General features: G+C 68.6%; 15 protein-coding genes. All 15 read left to right on the forward strand.

All coding sequences use genetic code 11. The annotated features are described in order from the left end of the window. Window positions 1-52: 52 nt before the first annotated feature. The 15 genes from typA (at window position 53) to ACFY0I_RS02120 (ending at window position 17,048) form a co-directional block, all read left to right on the forward strand. On the forward strand, window positions 53-1,957 hold the full coding sequence (gene typA / locus ACFY0I_RS02050; protein ID WP_388888833.1) for a translational GTPase TypA: 1,905 nt from the start codon (window positions 53-55) through the stop codon (window positions 1,955-1,957). Window positions 1,958-2,487: 530 nt separating this feature from the next. Further along, complete coding sequence (locus ACFY0I_RS02055) at window positions 2,488-4,107, forward strand: ABC transporter substrate-binding protein (RefSeq protein ID WP_388888835.1); 1,620 nt, start codon at window positions 2,488-2,490, stop codon at window positions 4,105-4,107. 92 nt (window positions 4,108-4,199) lie between these two features. Then, a complete protein-coding gene (locus ACFY0I_RS02060) occupies window positions 4,200-5,144 on the forward strand; it encodes an ABC transporter permease (protein ID WP_281209514.1) in 945 nt (314 codons plus the stop codon). Beyond that, the gene (locus ACFY0I_RS02065) at window positions 5,137-6,105 is read left to right on the forward strand and encodes an ABC transporter permease (protein ID WP_281209515.1); all 969 of its coding nucleotides are present in this window, start codon (window positions 5,137-5,139) and stop codon (window positions 6,103-6,105) included. Before ACFY0I_RS02060 ends, ACFY0I_RS02065 begins: the two co-directional genes overlap by 8 nt. Before the next feature lie 13 nt (window positions 6,106-6,118). Continuing rightward, a complete protein-coding gene (locus tag ACFY0I_RS02070; protein ID WP_281209516.1) occupies window positions 6,119-7,177 on the forward strand; it encodes an ABC transporter ATP-binding protein in 1,059 nt (352 codons plus the stop codon). Further along, window positions 7,170-8,216 carry a dipeptide ABC transporter ATP-binding protein gene (locus ACFY0I_RS02075; RefSeq protein ID WP_362877436.1) on the forward strand — a complete coding sequence of 349 codons (1,047 nt, stop codon included), beginning with the start codon at window positions 7,170-7,172 and terminating at the stop codon, window positions 8,214-8,216. The genes ACFY0I_RS02070 and ACFY0I_RS02075 overlap by 8 nt, the downstream gene beginning before the upstream one ends. Before the next feature lie 162 nt (window positions 8,217-8,378). Beyond that, window positions 8,379-9,335, forward strand: coding sequence for a GNAT family N-acetyltransferase (locus ACFY0I_RS02080; protein WP_388888840.1), 957 nt, complete (start codon window positions 8,379-8,381; stop codon window positions 9,333-9,335). Window positions 9,336-9,440: 105 nt separating this feature from the next. After that, window positions 9,441-11,072, forward strand: a complete 1,632-nt coding sequence (locus ACFY0I_RS02085) for an ABC transporter substrate-binding protein (protein ID WP_388888842.1) — start codon at window positions 9,441-9,443, stop codon at window positions 11,070-11,072. Between the two features lie 85 nt (window positions 11,073-11,157). Continuing rightward, on the forward strand, window positions 11,158-12,081 hold the full coding sequence (locus ACFY0I_RS02090; RefSeq protein ID WP_388888844.1) for an ABC transporter permease: 924 nt from the start codon (window positions 11,158-11,160) through the stop codon (window positions 12,079-12,081). Next, window positions 12,074-13,090 (forward strand): ABC transporter permease, encoded by a 1,017-nt coding sequence (locus ACFY0I_RS02095; protein ID WP_388888847.1) that lies wholly within the window; start codon window positions 12,074-12,076, stop codon window positions 13,088-13,090. Before ACFY0I_RS02090 ends, ACFY0I_RS02095 begins: the two co-directional genes overlap by 8 nt. A gap of 15 nt (window positions 13,091-13,105) precedes the next feature. Beyond that, window positions 13,106-14,080, forward strand: a complete 975-nt coding sequence (locus ACFY0I_RS02100) for an ABC transporter ATP-binding protein (protein ID WP_388888849.1) — start codon at window positions 13,106-13,108, stop codon at window positions 14,078-14,080. Next, window positions 14,073-15,131 carry an ABC transporter ATP-binding protein gene (locus tag ACFY0I_RS02105; protein WP_388888852.1) on the forward strand — a complete coding sequence of 353 codons (1,059 nt, stop codon included), beginning with the start codon at window positions 14,073-14,075 and terminating at the stop codon, window positions 15,129-15,131. The genes ACFY0I_RS02100 and ACFY0I_RS02105 overlap by 8 nt, the downstream gene beginning before the upstream one ends. 417 nt (window positions 15,132-15,548) lie before the next feature. Further along, window positions 15,549-15,743, forward strand: a complete 195-nt coding sequence (locus ACFY0I_RS02110) for a hypothetical protein (protein WP_030226073.1) — start codon at window positions 15,549-15,551, stop codon at window positions 15,741-15,743. Between the two features lie 22 nt (window positions 15,744-15,765). After that, a complete protein-coding gene (gene mshB / locus ACFY0I_RS02115; protein WP_388888857.1) occupies window positions 15,766-16,668 on the forward strand; it encodes an N-acetyl-1-D-myo-inositol-2-amino-2-deoxy-alpha-D-glucopyranoside deacetylase in 903 nt (300 codons plus the stop codon). Continuing rightward, window positions 16,665-17,048, forward strand: a complete 384-nt coding sequence (locus ACFY0I_RS02120; RefSeq protein ID WP_388888860.1) for a DUF6113 family protein — start codon at window positions 16,665-16,667, stop codon at window positions 17,046-17,048. Before mshB ends, ACFY0I_RS02120 begins: the two co-directional genes overlap by 4 nt. Window positions 17,049-17,335 lie beyond the last annotated feature (287 nt).

Genomic DNA, 17,335 nt, shown 5'->3' on the forward strand with positions numbered 1-17,335 from the left:
CGCGTGCCAGGCCGTACGCGACGCCATCCACGATCCCGGGAGAAGCGCCGAAGTGCCCACGCGCCACGACATCCGTAACGTCGCCATCGTCGCCCACGTCGACCATGGCAAGACGACCATCGTCGATGCCATGCTCAAGCAGGCCGGTGCCTTCGCCGCCCACCAGCACCTCGACGACCGCATGATGGACTCGAACGACCTGGAGCGTGAGAAGGGCATCACGATCCTCGCCAAGAACACGGCGGTGAAGTACCACCCCAAGTCCGGCGGGGCGCCCATCACGATCAACATCATCGACACCCCCGGCCACGCCGACTTCGGTGGTGAGGTCGAGCGCGGTCTGTCGATGGTGGACGCGGTCGTCCTGCTGGTCGACGCGTCCGAGGGCCCGCTGCCCCAGACGCGCTTCGTCCTGCGCAAGGCCCTGCAGGCGAAGATGCCGGTCATCCTCTGCATCAACAAGACGGACCGCCCGGACTCCCGGATCGACGAGGTCGTCAACGAGACGTACGACCTGTTCCTGGACCTGGACGCGGACGAGGACCAGATCGAGTTCCCGATCGTCTACGCCTGCGGCCGTGACGGCGTCGCGTCGCTGACCAAGCCGGAGGACGGCACCGTCCCCGCGGACAGCGACAGCCTGGAGCCGTTCTTCTCCACCATCCTGGAGCACGTCCCCGCCCCGGTGTACGACGAGGAGGCCCCCCTCCAGGCCCACGTCACCAACCTGGACGCCGACAACTTCCTGGGCCGCATCGCCCTGGTGCGCGTCGAGCAGGGTGAGCTCCGCAAGGGTCAGACCGTCGCGTGGATCAAGCGTGACGGCACGATCTCCAACGTCCGCATCACCGAGCTGATGATGACCGAGGCGCTCACCCGCAAGCCGGCCGAGGTGGCGGGCCCCGGTGACATCTGCGCCGTCGCCGGTTTCCCCGACATCATGATCGGCGAGACGCTGGCCGACCCGGAGAACCCGATCGCGCTCCCGCTGATCTCGGTCGACGAGCCGGCGATCTCCATGACCATCGGTACGAACACCTCCCCGATGGTCGGCCGCGGCGGCAGCGGCAAGGGCGCGGACGCCAAGTCCGCGGTCAAGGACCGCAAGGTCACCGCCCGCCAGGTCAAGGACCGTCTGGACCGCGAGCTGGTCGGTAACGTCTCGCTCCGCGTGCTCGACACCGAGCGCCCCGACGCCTGGGAGGTCCAGGGTCGCGGTGAGCTCGCGCTCGCCATCCTGGTCGAGCAGATGCGCCGCGAGGGCTTCGAGCTGACCATCGGCAAGCCGCAGGTGGTCACGCAGGAGATCGACGGCAAGACGCACGAGCCGGTCGAGCGCATGACGATCGACGTCCCCGAGGAGCACATGGGCGCGGTCACGCAGCTCATGGGCGTCCGCAAGGGCCGCATGGACAACATGTCGAACCACGGCTCCGGCTGGGTCCGCATGGAGTTCGTCGTCCCGTCGCGCGGCCTCATCGGCTTCCGTACCGAGTTCCTGACCGGTACGCGCGGCACCGGCATCGCCCACTCGATCCACGAGGGCCACGAGCCGTGGTTCGGCCCGCTGGTGACCCGTAACAACGGTTCCCTGGTCGCCGACCGCTCCGGTTCGGTCACGCCGTTCGCGATGATCAACCTGCAGGAGCGCGGCGTCCTGTTCACCGACCCCGGCACCGAGGTGTACGAGGGCATGATCGTCGGCGAGAACTCGCGCTCCGACGACATGGACGTGAACATCACCAAGGAGAAGAAGCTCACCAACATGCGTGCGGCTTCGGCGGACAACACCGAGAACGTGGTGCCGCCGCGCAAGCTCTCCCTGGAGCAGTCCCTGGAGTTCTGCCGCGACGACGAGTGCGTCGAGGTGACCCCGGAGGCCGTCCGCATCCGCAAGGTCGTCCTGGACCAGAAGGACCGCTCGCGCACCGCTTCGCGCGCCAAGTCCGGCAAGTAGTCAGCAGGCGCGGCCGGCGGTAGCCGGCCGCGGTGGTGCCCCGGTGAACCCCGAGAGGGTTCCGGGGTGCTGTCGTACCGTCAGCGCGGTACCGCAGCGGGAGCCTGGCCGGCCGATCGACTGTCGAAAAGTCGTACGGCTGGAAACGGCCCCTCCCCTCGCCCGGTCGGCGAGGGGAGGGGCCGTTCGCGTTTGTCAAGCGGATTGTTGCGTTCTGGTGTCCGCATTCCGACCGTGACACTCCGGAAGGTGGGCTAACAGTCCGTTTCGCACGTGTCTGTCTCATATCCGTTTGTCCGGATATCGGGTTTTCGACATGAGGTGATGTTGTGAAAACGAGACCACTTAAGTGTGGTTTACGGTCTGGGTGTCCCCGAGGATGGCTCCATTGAGCTCGGGTCAATGGGTCACACGCTGTGGGGAGCGTCGACTCACGAGCACACACGATGGGACCGGATTTCGCTGTCAGGGGTGTCAGCGGAGCCGGGTCCTTCACGAATCGACAGTGACTCCTGAGGAGGCAATTACCCATGCGCGGAGCAACGAGCGCCAAGTGGGTCGCGGGTGCCGTCATCGTGGCGATGGCCGCCACGGCTTGCAGCACCAGCAAGGACAACGCGGGCGGCGAGGGTGGCAGCATCACCGTGCTGCTCGGCGAGCCGCAGCACGGCCTGGTGGGTCAGAACACCGCCGAGTCCGAGGGCGCCGAGGTCCTCAACGCGCTCTTCACCGGTCTGGTCGACTACGACAACAAGACCAACGAGCCCAAGCTCGCGGTCGCGGAGTCCATCGACACCACGGACTCGAAGACCTGGACCATCAAGATCAAGGACGGCTACACCTTCCACAACGGCGAGAAGGTCGACGCCCAGTCGTTCGTCCGCGCCTGGAACTGGGGTGCCAACCAGGACAACGCGGCCGAGGGCCTGCCGTTCTTCTCGAAGATCGAGGGCTCCGACGAGCTCGCGCCGGGCAAGGACAAGAAGCCCACCTCCAAGGAGCTCAAGGGCCTGAAGGTCGTTGACGAGAAGACCTTCACCGTCACGCTGAAGGAAGCCTTCTCCCAGTTCAAGACGATGCTGGGCTACAACGCCTTCTACCCGCTGCCGAAGGCGTTCGAGGCCGACCCGAAGAAGTTCGGCGAGGCTCCGATCGGCAACGGCGCCTTCCAGATGGACGGCGCCTGGGAGCACAACAAGCAGATCAAGGTCAAGCGGTACGACAAGTACCCGGCCGAGGGTCGCGCCAAGCTGTCCGGCGTCACCTTCAAGATCTACGACAACCTGGACACGGCGTACAACGACCTGCGCGCCGACAACCTCCAGATCGTCGACAAGCTCCCGATCTCCGCGATGGCCAACGTCTCGCAGGAGTTCGGCGACCGGTACCTGTACAAGCCCGAGTCGGGCGTCGGCTACCTCGGTCTCCCGCTGGAGCAGAACCCCGAGACGTACGGCAAGGTGGAGATCCGTCAGGCCATCTCCATGGCCATCGACCGGGACGCCATCACGAAGACCATCTTCAACGGCACCCGCAAGCCGGCCGACGACTTCATCAGCCCGATCATCCCGGGCTACCGCAAGGGTGCCCTGGGCGAGGTCGGGACGTACAACCCGACCAAGGCCAAGGAGATCTTCACCAAGGCCGGCGGGGTCCCCGGCAACAAGATGGAGCTCGGCTACAACGCCGACGGCGGCCACAAGGAGTGGATCGAGGCCGTCGCGAACCAGCTGAAGGCCAACCTCGGCGTGGACGTCACCACCAAGCCGTACGCCAAGTTCGGTGAGCTGCTGGACGACCTCGGTGCCTCGAAGTACAAGGGCGCCTTCCGCATGGCGTGGTCCATGGACTACCCGGCGGCGGAGAACTACCTCCGTCCGATCTTCTCGAAGGTCGCGATCGAGAACGGCTCCAACTACGGCCACTACAAGAACGACGAGTTCGAGGCCCTGATGGCGGAGGCCGACAAGGCCACCGACCCGGCCGAGGGCCTGAAGCTGTACCAGAAGGCCGATGACATCATCATCCGCGACCTTCCGTACATCCCGGTCTTCACGTACATGTCTTCTGCGGCCTACTCCAAGTCCGTGAAGAACGTTCAGGTCGACGCCCAGGGCCGCATGGACCTGGCGAACGTCGAACTCAACTAACACCCCTCTTCACTTAGGGGAACCCGGGGGCGGGCAGGCGGAGGCAGGTCTCCGCCTGCCTGCCCTTTCCCCCTGTTCTTGCTGGAGGTCTGATGGGCCGCTACCTCATCCGCCGACTCATACAGGCGATCCCTGTCCTGATCGGTGCCACGTTCCTCATCTACTGGCTCGCGTTCAAACTCCCCGGTGACCCCATCCAGGCACTCGCCGGCGAGAAGAAGGCGGACCCGATCGTCGCGGCGATGCTTCGCGAGAAGTACCACCTCGACGACTCGTTCCTGTCGCAGTACTGGAACTACATAACCAACCTGTTCCAGGGCAACTTCGGCGAGACCCTGACCGGACGCTCCGTCTGGGACAAGATCACCGAAGCCTTCCCCTACACGATGAACCTCGCGATCGTCGCGTTCGTCATCGAGGCCGCCGTCGGCGTCACCGCCGGCATCATGGCCGCCCTGCGCCGGGGCAAGTTCCTCGACCAGCTCGTCCTGCTCTCCACCCTGCTCGTCATCTCGGTCCCGGTCTTCGTGAGCGGGTTCGTCCTCCAGCTGACGCTGGGCGTCCAGCTCAAGAACAGCTGGGGCATCGACTTCTTCTCCGTCTCCTTCAACGAGAACGACGGCATCCGCGCCTACCTCCTCCCGGCGCTGGTACTCGCCTCGACCTCGCTCGCGTACGTGGCCCGACTGACCCGTACGTCGATGATGGAGACCATGCGCTCGGACTACGTGCGCACCGCGACCGCGAAGGGTCTGCCCCGTCGCCGCGTCGTCGTCAACCACGGTCTGCGCAACGCCCTCATCCCGATCGTCACCTTCCTCGGCGCCGACCTCGGAGCCCTGATGGGCGGCGCGGTCATCACCGAGAAGATCTTCAACATCCACGGGATCGGCGGCCTGTTGGCCGAGTCGGTGTACCGCAAGGAGGGCACCGTGATCGTGGGCGTCGTCTCGCTCCTGATCATCGTGTACCTCGTCGCCAACCTGATCGTGGACCTGCTCTACGCAGTGCTCGACCCGAGGATCCGCTATGCGTGACACAACTACGGTGGGGGATGAGTTGACCGACACCCAGACCGCCGAAGCTCCCTCCGCGAGCGGACCGGCCGCGGGCAAGCCCGGCCACGGCAAGCCGAAGAAGGAGCGCGAGGCCAGCCTCTGGTCCGACGCCGTCTCCGACCTCCGCCGCAACCCGATCTTCCTGATCGGTGGCGCGCTCGTCCTCATCCTGCTCGTGCTCTCCGCGGTCCCGCAGTGGTTCACGCCCGGCAGCCCCTTCGAGGCCGGCGCGTGCAAGCTGCAGGACTCGCTCAAGAAGCCGAGCGCCGAGCACTGGTTCGGCTTCGACGTCCAGGGCTGCGACGTCTACACGCGCACCGTGTGGGCCGCCCGCAACTCGATCATCGTCGGCATCGTCACGACCACCCTGGTGGTCGTCGTCGGTGGCGCGCTCGGCCTCATCGCCGGCTGGATCGGTGGATTCGTCGACAGCATCCTGTCCCGCTTCACCGAGATCTTCTTCGCCATCCCGCTGCTCCTCGGCGGCATGCTGATCATGTCGGGTCTCGGCAAGGGCAACGCCTGGACGGTCTCCGTCGTGCTGGCCACCCTGGGTTGGCCGCAGATCTTCCGCATCATGCGTTCGTCGGTGCTGCAGAACAAGAACAACGACTACGTCGTCGCCGCCCGCGCACTGGGCGCCGGCACGATGCGCATCACGCTGCGGCACATCCTGCCCAACGCGATCGCGCCCGTCATCGTGGTCGGTGCGATCAGCCTCGGTGTGTACATCGGCGCGGAGTCCGCGCTGTCGTACCTCGGCATCGGCGTCCAGCCGCCCGGCATCTCCTGGGGCCTGATGGTCAGCGACGCCTCCGTCCGCTGGCTGCAGGCACCTCACGTGCTCCTCTTCCCGGCCATCGCGCTGAGCATCACCGTGCTCGCGTTCATCATGGTCGGCGACGCGGTGCGCGACGCCCTCGACCCGAAGCTGCGCTGAGGAAGGGCGTACGTTGACCATCATCGACAAGACCTCGAACGTCCCCGCGCCCCGATCGGCGCCGGAGGGCAACACCCCCCTGCTGGACGTGCGCGACCTGCACGTCGAGTTCCACACCCGCGACGGCGTGGCCAAGGCCGTCAACGGCGTCTCGTACTCGGTGAACGCCGGCGAGACCCTCGCCGTCCTCGGCGAGTCCGGCTCGGGCAAGTCCGTGACGGCGCAGGCCATCATGGGCATCCTCGACATGCCCCCCGGCAAGATCCCGCAGGGCGAGATCCTTTTCCAGGGCACCGACCTGCTCAAGCTGTCGACCGAGGAGTTCCGCAAGGTCCGCGGCTCGAAGATCGCCATGATCTTCCAGGACGCGCTGTCCTCGCTGAACCCCGTGCACACCGTCGGCGCCCAGCTCGGCGAGATGTTCCGGGTGCACCGCGGCATGTCCAAGAAGGACTCGACGGCCAAGGCCATCGAGCTCATGGACCGGGTGAAGATCCCCGCCGCCAAGGCGCGCGTGGGTGACTACCCGCACCAGTTCTCCGGCGGCATGCGCCAGCGCATCATGATCGCCATGGCGATGGCCCTGGAGCCCGACCTGATCATCGCCGACGAGCCGACCACGGCCCTCGACGTGACGGTCCAGGCCCAGGTCATGGACCTCCTCGCGGAACTCCAGCGCGAGATGAACATGGGCCTGATCCTGATCACCCACGACCTCGGCGTCGTCGCCGACGTCGCGGACAAGATCGCCGTCATGTACGGCGGCCGGATCGTCGAGAACGCCCCGGTCCACGAGATCTACAAGCGCCCCGCGCACCCTTACACCCGCGGCCTGCTCGACTCGATCCCGCGCCTGGACCAGAAGGGCCAGGAGCTCTACGCGATCAAGGGCCTGCCGCCCAACCTGCTCGCCATCCCCTCGGGCTGCGCCTTCAACCCGCGCTGCCCCAAGGCTCAGGACATCTGCCGCACGGACGTACCCGTGCTGCACCAGGTGACCGAGCAGGACGGCACCGAGCTGCCCGGCCGCGGCAGCGCGTGCCACTTCTGGAAGGAGCAGATCCATGGCTGACCTCACCAAGCCCAAGGGTGAGCCGATCCTTCAGGTGCGCAACCTGGTCAAGCACTTCCCGCTGACCCAGGGCATCCTGTTCAAGAAGCAGGTCGGCGCGGTCAAGGCCGTGGACGGCGTCTCCTTCGACCTGTACCAGGGCGAGACCCTCGGCATCGTCGGCGAGTCCGGTTGTGGCAAGTCCACCGTCGCCAAGCTGCTGATGAGCCTGGAGAAGGCCACCGCGGGCGAGGTCTTCTACAAGGGCCAGGACATCACCCGGCTGTCCGGCAAGGCCCTCAAGGCCGTCCGCCGCAACATCCAGATGGTGTTCCAGGACCCGTACACCTCGCTCAACCCCCGCATGACGGTCGGCGACATCATCGGCGAGCCCTACGAGATCCACCCCGAGGTGGCTCCCAAGGGCGACCGGCGCCGCAAGGTCCAGGAACTCCTGGACGTCGTGGGTCTGAACCCGGAGTACATCAACCGCTACCCGCACCAGTTCTCCGGCGGCCAGCGCCAGCGCATCGGCATCGCCCGCGGCCTCGCGCTCAACCCGGAGATCATCATCTGCGACGAGCCGGTCTCCGCGCTCGACGTGTCGGTGCAGGCGCAGGTCATCAACCTGATGGGCAAGCTGCAGGACGAGTTCAACCTGTCCTACGTGTTCATCGCGCACGACCTCTCGATCGTCCGGCACATCTCGGACCGCGTGGGCGTCATGTACCTGGGCAAGATGGCCGAGATCGGCTCCGACGCGGAGATCTACGAGCACCCGACCCACCCGTACACGCAGGCACTGCTCTCCGCCGTGCCCGTGCCGGACCCGGAGGCCCGCGAGGGCCGCGACCGGATCATCCTCACCGGTGACGTCCCCTCGCCGGCCAACCCGCCGTCGGGCTGCCGCTTCCGCACCCGCTGCTGGAAGGCCGAGGCGCGCTGCGCCGAGGAGGAGCCGCTGCTGGCGATCCCGACCCGGTTCACCGGCGTGGACACCCCGGCCGCGCACGAGTCGGCGTGCCACTTCGCGGAGGAGCGGGCGGTCCTGCCCGTCTGACCCCGCGCGGCGGCCACGGCCGCGGACGCAAGGGGCGCCCGGCACCGGAATCCTCCGGTGCCGGGCGTTCCGGTGTTCGGGGCGGGGCCCTTCGCGTCCCGGCCGTCGTCGCCGGGACAAAGCCGGTTGCGGCCGGCCCCCGGCGGCGTCGAGAGTGGTCGGATGACCGACTTGCTGACCGTCCGTCCGGCGGGGCCCGGGGACGCGTCCGACATCTGCGCACTGCTCAACGCCGTCGACGTCATCGAGATCGGCAGACCCGAGACGGACCTGGGCACGGTCGAGGCCGACCTGAACCACCCCGACGTGGACCTGGCCGTCGACTCCTGGCTGGCCTTCCGCGCCGGCCGGCTCGTCGCCTACGCCCTGGTCTGGGCCGACTCCGGGCCGGGTCGCGTCGACGGCGACCACTACGTCCTGCCCGGCGAGGACGAGGCCGCCCTGCGACTGCTGACGCTGATGGAGGCCCGGGCGGCCACCCTCGCGGCCGGGTCCCCGAAGGCCCGCCTGCGGATCCAGCTCAACGTGAAGCCCACCCTCGACCTCGGCCTGCTCAGGAAGCGCGGTTACCGCACGATCCGCCGCCACCAGGTGATGACCCGCGCCCTCGGCCCGGATGCCGACACCGCCCCGGACACCGACCTGTCGCCCGCCCCGCCCGCCGGGCTCGCCCTGCGCGACTGCGCGGCCGACGAGGTCGACCGGCGCCGGGCCCACGCCCTCGTCGAGGAGACCTTCGCCGCGCACTTCGGACACGTGGAGCGGGCGTACGAGCCCTGGTTGGACCACCTCGACGCCCGCGACCTCGACTGGTCACTGGTGTGGATCGCCTCGCTGCCCGCCGAGGGCGACGTCGGCGTGCTCCTCACCCGGAACGACCGCACCAGCATGGGCTGGCTCAGCCACATCGGAGTCCGCGCCGACCTCCGGGGTCGCGGCATCGGCGGCCACCTGCTGCGCCACGGCTTCGCCGCCTACGCGGCCCGCGGCCGGCGGACGGTGGGCCTGGGCGTCGACACCCACAACGAGACGGGCGCCCTCGCGCTGTACGAGGCGCACGGCATGGCGCTGCACTACGCGGTCGACACCTGGGAGCTGCCCATGCACCCGCAGGGGTGACAGCGGCGGGACGTGCGGGTGCAATCGGTCGAACGGGAGTGTAGGGGGCCGTGCGGAGGGTGACAGTGGGCCCTAAGCGAGTCCGGGACCCATAGGAGGCACTCCATGCGCGGAGCCACCCACGTCAAGTGGGCCGCATGCGCGGCGGCCGTCGCCCTCACGGTGACGGCCTGCGGCGGTGGCAGCGACGGGGGGGACGCGGGCGGTGGCGCGGGGATCGTCAGCTCCTCGTGGGGTGACCCGCAGAACCCGCTGGAGCCCGCCAACACCAACGAGGTGCAGGGCGGCAAGGTCCTCGACATGCTGTTCCGCGGTCTCAAGCGGTACGACGCGAAGACCGGCGAGGCCAAGAACATGCTCGCCGAGAAGATCGAGACCACCGACAGCCAGAACTTCACCGTCACGCTGAAGGACGGCTGGAAGTTCAGCAACGACGAGCCGGTCACCGCCCAGTCCTTCGTGGACGCCTGGAACTACGGGGCCGACGTCCGCAACAAGCAGAACAACTCGCCGTTCTTCTCCGACATCGTCGGCTACGACGACGTGCACCCGGCCTCCGGCGAGCCGAAGACGAAGACCATGTCCGGGCTGGTCGTCAAGGACCCCAAGACCTTCACCGTCGCCCTCAAGGAGAAGTTCTCCACCTGGCCCGAGACCCTCGGCTACCAGGCCTTCTCCCCGCTGCCGAAGGCCTTCTTCACCGACCACTCCGGCTGGCTCGCCAAGCCCGTCGGCAACGGCCCGTACACGGTGGACTCGTACACCAAGGGCACCGGCATGAAGCTGCGCACGTGGGAGGGGTACCCGGGCGCGGACAAGGCGCAGAACAGCGGCGTCGACCTCAAGGTGTACACCGACAACAACACGGCCTACACCGACCTGATCTCCGGCAACCTCGACCTCGTCGACGACGTCCCGGCGCAGCAGCTGAAGAAGGTCAAGGACGACCTGGGCGACCGGTACATCAACCAGCCGGCGCTGATCATCCAGACCCTCACCTTCCCGCTGTACGACCCGCAGTGGGGCAAGGAGGGCATGGAGAAGGTCCGCCGCGGCATCTCCATGGCGATCAACCGCGACGAGATCACCAAGCAGATCTTCCGCGAGACCCGCACCCCGGCCAAGGACTGGACCTCCCCGGCCCTCGGCGAGGCGGGCGGCTTCTCCTCCACCGCCTGCGGGGACGGCTGCGTCTACGACCCGGCCCAGGCGAAGAAGCTCATCCAGGAGGGCGGCGGGCTCCCCGGCGGCAAGGTCACGCTGACCTCCAACGTGGACACCGGCTCGCACCGCGACTGGATGGACGCCGTCTGCAACAGCGTCAACAACGCGCTCGGCGAGGGTCCCGTCTGCACGGTCAACCCGGTCGGCACCTTCGCGGACTTCCGCAACCAGCAGAGCTCCTTCAAGCTCACCGGCCCCTTCCGCTCCGGCTGGCAGGCCGACTACCCGCTGATCCAGAACTTCCTGGAGCCGCTCTACTACACCGGCGCCTCCTCCAACTACGGGAAGTTCAGCAACCCGGACTTCGACAAGCTCATCGACGACGCCAACAAGGAGAACGACGCCACGAAGGCGACCGCGATCTTCCGGGACGCGGAGAAGATCCTCGCCGAGCAGATGCCGTCCATCCCGCTCTGGTACCAGAACGGCAGCGCCGGCTACTCCGAGCGCCTCTCCGACGTGGCCCTGAACCAGTTCAGCGTTCCCGTGTACGACCAGATCAAGGTCACCTGACCGCCCCCGACGGATCGAACCGGGCCTCCCACCGCCCCCGGGGCGGGGGAGGCCCGCCGCGCCCACCGACAGCATGGAGCATTCCATGGGACGTTACGTGATCCGGCGGCTGCTCCAGATGATCCCCGTGTTCATCGGCAGCACGTTCCTGATCTTCTTCATGGTGTACGCGCTCGGCGATCCGGTGGCCGCCCTCTTCGGCGACAAGGCACCGGACCCGGCCACCGCGGCCCGCATCCGCAAGGACCTGTACCTCGACCAACCCCTGTGGAAGCAGTACCTCCACTACATGGGCCAGATCTTCCAGGGCGACTTCGGCACCGCTTTCAACGGGCAGCCCGTCACCGAGCTGATGGCGAGCTCCTTCCCCGTCACCCTGCGCCTGACCATCGTCGCCATCGTCATCGAGGTCCTCGTCGGCATCACCCTCGGCGTCGTCAGCGGCCTGCGCCGCGGCAGGGCCACCGACACCACGGTCCTGGTCCTCACCCTCGTCGTCATCTCGGTGCCCACCTTCGTGACCGGCTACCTGCTCCAGTACCTCTTCGGCGTCAAATGGGGCTGGGTGCGGCCCACGGTCTCCCCGGACGCGCCGTTCAGCGAGCTGATCCTGCCCGGCATCGTCCTCGCCCTGGTCTCCCTCGCGTACGTCACCCGCCTCTCGCGCACCTCCATCGCCGAGAACGTCAAGGCCGACTACGTCCGCACCGCCGTCGCCAAGGGGCTGCCGCGCCGCCGGGTCATCACCCGGCACCTGCTGCGCAACTCCCTGATCCCGGTCGTCACCTTCATCGGCACCGACATCGGCGCCCTCATGGGCGGCGCCATCGTCACCGAGCGGATCTTCAACATCCACGGCGTCGGCTACCAGCTCTACCAGGGCATCCTGCGCAACAACTCCCCGACCGTCGTCGGCTTCGTGACCATCCTCGTGATCGTCTTCCTGCTGGCGAACCTGCTCGTCGACCTGCTCTACGCGGTCCTGGACCCGAGGATCCGTTATGCCTGAGCCCGAGCGCCCCGACCACCCCGGCGGATACGACCCCGTCGGCCCCCGGGAGGGAGAGGCCATGTCACCCACCGGTCAGGGCGGGGCCATGGACCTCGCGCTGGAGGAGGCCGAGAGCGTCGAGGGCATCGGGAAGAGCGACGGCCCCGGTGGTTCCGGCGAGAAGGCCCGCTCCCTGTGGTCCGACGCCTGGCACCAACTGCGCCGCAACCCCGTCTTCATCGTCTCCTCGCTGCTGATCCTCTTCCTCATCGTCATCTCCATCTGGCCGCAACTCATCGCGAGCGGCGACCCCCTGCAGTGCGACCTGTCCAAGTCCCAGGAGGGTTCCTCCCCGGGCCACCCCTTCGGCTACGACACCCAGGGCTGCGACGTCTACACCCGTACCGTCTACGGGGCCCGCGCCTCCATCACCGTCGGGATCTGCGCGACCGTCGGAGCCGCCCTGCTCGGCTCCGTCTTCGGCGGCCTCGCCGGATTCTTCGGGGGCTGGGGGGACTCGCTCCTCTCCCGGGTCGCCGACATCTTCTTCGGCATCCCCGTCGTCCTCGGCGGCCTGGTGTTCCTGTCCGTGGTCACCAGCACCACCGTGTGGCCCGTCGTCGGGTTCATCGTGCTGCTCGGCTGGCCGCAGATCGCCCGCATCGCGCGCGGCTCGGTCATCACCGCCAAACAGAACGACTACGTCCAGGCCGCCCGCGCCCTCGGCGCCGGCAACGGTCGGATGCTGCTGCGGCACGTCGCCCCCAACGCCGTCGCACCCGTCATCGTCGTCGCCACCATCGCACTGGGCACCTACATCGCCCTCGAAGCCACCCTGTCGTTCCTCGGCGTCGGCCTGCGCCCGCCGACGGTCTCGTGGGGCATCGACATCTCCAACGCCGCCTCGCAGATCCGCAACGCCCCGCACATGCTGCTCTATCCCGCGGGCGCGCTCAGCATCACCGTGCTCGCCTTCATCATGCTCGGCGACGCGGTGCGCGACGCCCTCGACCCCAAGCTGCGCTGAGGAGTGAGCCGTCAGATGCTGCTCGAAGTCCGCGACCTGCACGTGGAGTTCAAGACCCGCGACGGCGTCGCGAAGGCCGTCAACGGCGTGAACTACTCGGTCGACGAGGGCGAGACCCTCGCCGTGCTCGGCGAGTCCGGCTCGGGCAAGTCCGTGACGGCGCAGGCCATCATGGGAATCCTCGACACCCCGCCGGGCCGGATCGCGGGCGGCGAGATCCTCTTCCAGGGCCAGGACCTGCTGAAGATGAAGGAGGACGAACGCCGCCGGATCCGCGGCGCCCGGATGGCCATGATCTTCCAGGACGCGCTGTCCTCCCTCAATCCCGTGGTCAGCGTGGGCGCACAGCTCGGCGAGATGTACGAGGTCCACCGCGGGATGTCCCGCAAGGACTCCCGCGCCAAGGCCGTCGAGCTGATGGACCGGGTCAGGATCCCGGCCGCGAAGCAGCGGGTGGGGGACTACCCGCACCAGTTCTCCGGCGGCATGCGCCAACGCATCATGATCGCCATGGCGATGGCCCTGGAACCCTCCCTGATCATCGCCGACGAGCCGACCACCGCCCTGGACGTCACCGTGCAGGCCCAGGTCATGGACCTGCTCGCCGAGCTCCAGCGCGAACTCAACATGGGCCTGATCCTCATCACGCACGACCTCGGCGTCGTCGCCGACGTGGCCGACAAGATCGCCGTCATGTACGCGGGCCGGATCGTCGAGACCGCCCCGGTCCACGCGATCTACGGCGCCCCCGCGCATCCCTACACCCGGGGCCTGCTCGACTCGATCCCGCGCCTGGACCAGAAGGGCCAGGGGCTCTACGCGATCAAGGGGCTGCCGCCCAACCTGCTCGCCATCCCGCCCGGCTGCGCCTTCAACCCGCGCTGCCCCATGGCCCGGCCGCTCTGCCGGGCCGAGGTGCCGCCGCTGGCCGAGGTGGGCCCGGACCGGACGAGCGCGTGCTTCTTCTGGAAGGAGTGCCTCGGTGCCTGAAGCCATCCTGGAGGTCCGCGACCTCGTCAAGCACTACCCGCTGACCCAGGGCATCCTCTTCCGCAAGCAGGTCGGCGCCGTCAAGGCCGTCGACGGGGTCTCCTTCGCCCTCGCCCGGGGCGAGACCCTGGGCATCGTGGGCGAGTCCGGCTGCGGCAAGTCCACCGTCGCGAGGATGCTGGTCAACCTGGAGCGCCCGACCGCCGGCGCGATCTCGTACAAGGGCGAGGACCTCACCCGGCTGTCCGGCAAGGCCCTCAAGGCCGTCCGCCGCAACATCCAGATGGTGTTCCAGGACCCGTACACCTCGCTCAACCCCCGCATGACGGTCGGCGACATCATCGGCGAGCCCTACGAGATCCACCCCGAGGTCGCCCCGAAGGGCGACCGGCGCCGCAAGGTCCAGGACCTCCTCGACGTCGTGGGTCTGAACCCGGAGTACATCAACCGCTACCCGCACCAGTTCTCCGGCGGCCAGCGCCAGCGCATCGGCATCGCCCGCGGCCTCGCCCTCCGGCCGGAGGTCATCGTCGCCGACGAGCCCGTCTCCGCCCTGGACGTCTCCGTCCAGGCCCAGGTGATCAACCTGCTGGAACGGCTCCAGAACGAGTTCGACCTGTCGTACGTGTTCATCGCGCACGACCTCTCGATCGTCCGCCACATCTCCGACCGGGTCGGCGTCATGTACCTCGGACGCATCGTGGAGATCGGTTCCGACACCCAGATCTACGAGCACCCCACCCACCCGTACACCCAGGCCCTGCTCTCCGCCGTCCCCGTCCCCGACCCGCGGGCCCGCGCGCACCGGGAGCGGATCATCCTCTCCGGGGACGTGCCCTCGCCGGCCAACCCGCCGTCGGGCTGCCGCTTCCGCACCCGCTGCTGGAAGGCCGAGGCGCGTTGCGCCGAGGAGGTGCCGCTGCTGGCGGTCCCGGCGGTCTTCCCCTCGGGTCCGGCCGCCCACCCGTCGGCCTGTCACTTCGCGGCCGAGAAGCAGGTGGTCCCGCCGTCCCCGGAGCCGCCCGCCCCGCCGCCCCAGGCTGAGGTTTAACCCGGCCTGTCCCGGGAAGCCCGCTCCGGACACCCCGGCGGGCCGCCCGGACGGGCCCCTTCCGTCGATCATTTTTGGCCACCCGTCGGCATCGGCCGTGGATCGCGCCCCCGTGACCGCCGTAACCACAACGCGCTTAACACGGGGGCAACTTGACCGTTTCTGACCCGAGATACAGGCCGGGCACCCTGGGCGGGTGCGGCCGTGCGGGTGCCGACAGCCGGCCGGGGAGGCGCGCAGCCTCCCCGGCCGGCGTTTTCGTGCCCCCGTCCGTGGCCGCCGTACGCCCCTCGTGCTGCCGGAATTCGATCGATACGCTGGTACGGATAGTTATGATCCGTAGCGCACGGTGGGTACGACTTCGCCGCGCGCGCGAAATACGCGACCGATGTCCGCTCGACGTGGAGGTGAACCGCCGTGGCACTCTCGATCTCGGCCGTGGTGCTGCTGGCGATCGTCGTCTTCCTTCTGGTCCGGAGGTCGGGACTGAAGGCGGGACACGCGTTCGTCTGCGTACTGCTCGGGTTCTACCTGGCGAGTTCGACGATCGCTCCGACGCTCAGCCAGCTCACGTCCAACGTGGCGAGCATGATCAGTGGCCTCAAGTTGTAGGTCCTGCTCGTAGGCTGAACCCATGAACGGTCTTCCCGCCCGCCGGCTGCTCCTCGTGCACGCGCACCCGGACGACGAGTCCATCAACAACGGCGTCACCATGGCCAAGTACGCGGCCGAGGGCGCCCACGTGGCGTTGGTGACCTGCACCCTCGGCGAGGAGGGCGAGGTCATCCCGCCGGAGCTGGCCCACCTGACGGCCGACCGTGAGGACGCGCTGGGCCCCTTCCGCGTCGGTGAACTCGCCGCCGCCATGAAGGAGCTCGGGGTCGCCGACCACCGCTTCCTCGGCGGCCCGGGCCGCTTCCGGGACTCCGGGATGATGGGCGCGCCCCAGAACGTGCGCCCCGGCGCCTTCTGGTCCGCCGACCTGGACGAGGCCGCCGGGTACCTCGTGGAGGTGATCCGTGAGCTGCGGCCGCAGGTCCTCGTCACGTACGACCCGGACGGCGGGTACGGACACCCCGACCACATCCAGGCCCACCGCGTCGCCGTACGCGCCGCGGAACTCGCCGAGCAGGCCGGGTACCGGCCGGAGCTGGGTGCCCCGCACGCCATCGGGAAGATCTACTGGAACCGCGTCCCGCGCTCCGTCGTCGACGAGGGCTTCGCCCGGCTCGGCGCGGCCCGGGACGGGGTGCCCTTCGCGGGGGTCGCGACGCCCGAGGACATCCCCGGGGTGGTCGCCGACCGGCGGATCACCGCCGAGATCGGCGACGACGCGGGGGAGGCCTTCGCCGCGGCCAAGGCGGCCGCGATGCGGGCGCACGTCACCCAGGTCGCCGTCGACGGGCCCTTCTTCGCCCTCTCGAACGACCTGGCCCAGCCGCTGTTCACCCGCGAGTACTACGAGTTGGTCGCCGGTGAGCCGGGCGCCCCGGCGGGGCAGCGCGAGCGCGACCTCTTCGCGGGGGTGGACGCGTGAGCACCGCCTGGACGCCCGCACGGATCGTCGTCCTGCTCGGCCTGCTGGTCCTCGGCGCGCTCACCGGCGCGGCCGGCTGGCTCGTGGTGGACCTGTGGTTCCCCGGCGGGCTGCTGCTCGCGCTGCTGGCCCTCTTCGGGCTCTTCCTCGCCGGCAGGATCTCGACCGGCACGGGGATCGGGGTGGGCGCGGCGGCGGTCGGCTGGTTCCTCTCGTACGTGGTGCTCAGCCTTCCGCGCCCCGAGGGCGATTTCCTGCTCGGTTCATCCGGAATCGGTATGTACGCATACCTTTTGGGTGGTAGTGCGATCGCTGTGATCTGCGCCACGATGCGACTGTCCCCGGACCGTCCCGTTTCGGCCGTGCGACCGCGGGGTTGACGGTCCGTCCCACTCCTCGGGACTCCGATCGGGGACGGCTTGAGGGGGTTTGACGGGCCCTCGGACCGCGCCCCGGGGAGGGTCAAGAGGAACCTGGGATTCCTGGGGGACAGTTGTGCGGTGGCGACGGCCAGTATGGTGGACGGGCCGCCGAGCTGCCCGCGCACGGTATGACGGGCGGCGGAGCCAACCGGGAGAACCTGCCTTGAGTCGTGAAACCGACAGTTCGCCCCCCGGGCCCCACGGGCACGGTGGAGCCGTCTACCCCTCGGGTACACCGCCGTACG

This window comes from Streptomyces sp. NPDC001568 (assembly GCF_042893755.1).
Classification (GTDB): domain Bacteria; phylum Actinomycetota; class Actinomycetes; order Streptomycetales; family Streptomycetaceae; genus Streptomyces.

Bases quoted from the DNA above. Each gene is read 5' to 3' on its own strand.
- ACFY0I_RS02055 (WP_388888835.1), top strand. From the start codon at position 2,488: ATGCGCGGAGCAACGAGCGCCAAGTGGGTCGCGGGTGCCGTCATCGTG.
- ACFY0I_RS02060 (WP_281209514.1), top strand. From the start codon at position 4,200: ATGGGCCGCTACCTCATCCGCCGACTCATACAGGCGATCCCTGTCCTG.
- ACFY0I_RS02065 (WP_281209515.1), top strand. From the start codon at position 5,137: ATGCGTGACACAACTACGGTGGGGGATGAGTTGACCGACACCCAGACC.
- ACFY0I_RS02075 (WP_362877436.1), top strand. From the start codon at position 7,170: ATGGCTGACCTCACCAAGCCCAAGGGTGAGCCGATCCTTCAGGTGCGC.
- ACFY0I_RS02080 (WP_388888840.1), top strand. From the start codon at position 8,379: ATGACCGACTTGCTGACCGTCCGTCCGGCGGGGCCCGGGGACGCGTCC.
- ACFY0I_RS02085 (WP_388888842.1), top strand. From the start codon at position 9,441: ATGCGCGGAGCCACCCACGTCAAGTGGGCCGCATGCGCGGCGGCCGTC.
- ACFY0I_RS02090 (WP_388888844.1), top strand. From the start codon at position 11,158: ATGGGACGTTACGTGATCCGGCGGCTGCTCCAGATGATCCCCGTGTTC.
- ACFY0I_RS02095 (WP_388888847.1), top strand. From the start codon at position 12,074: ATGCCTGAGCCCGAGCGCCCCGACCACCCCGGCGGATACGACCCCGTC.
- ACFY0I_RS02100 (WP_388888849.1), top strand. From the start codon at position 13,106: ATGCTGCTCGAAGTCCGCGACCTGCACGTGGAGTTCAAGACCCGCGAC.
- mshB (WP_388888857.1), top strand. From the start codon at position 15,766: ATGAACGGTCTTCCCGCCCGCCGGCTGCTCCTCGTGCACGCGCACCCG.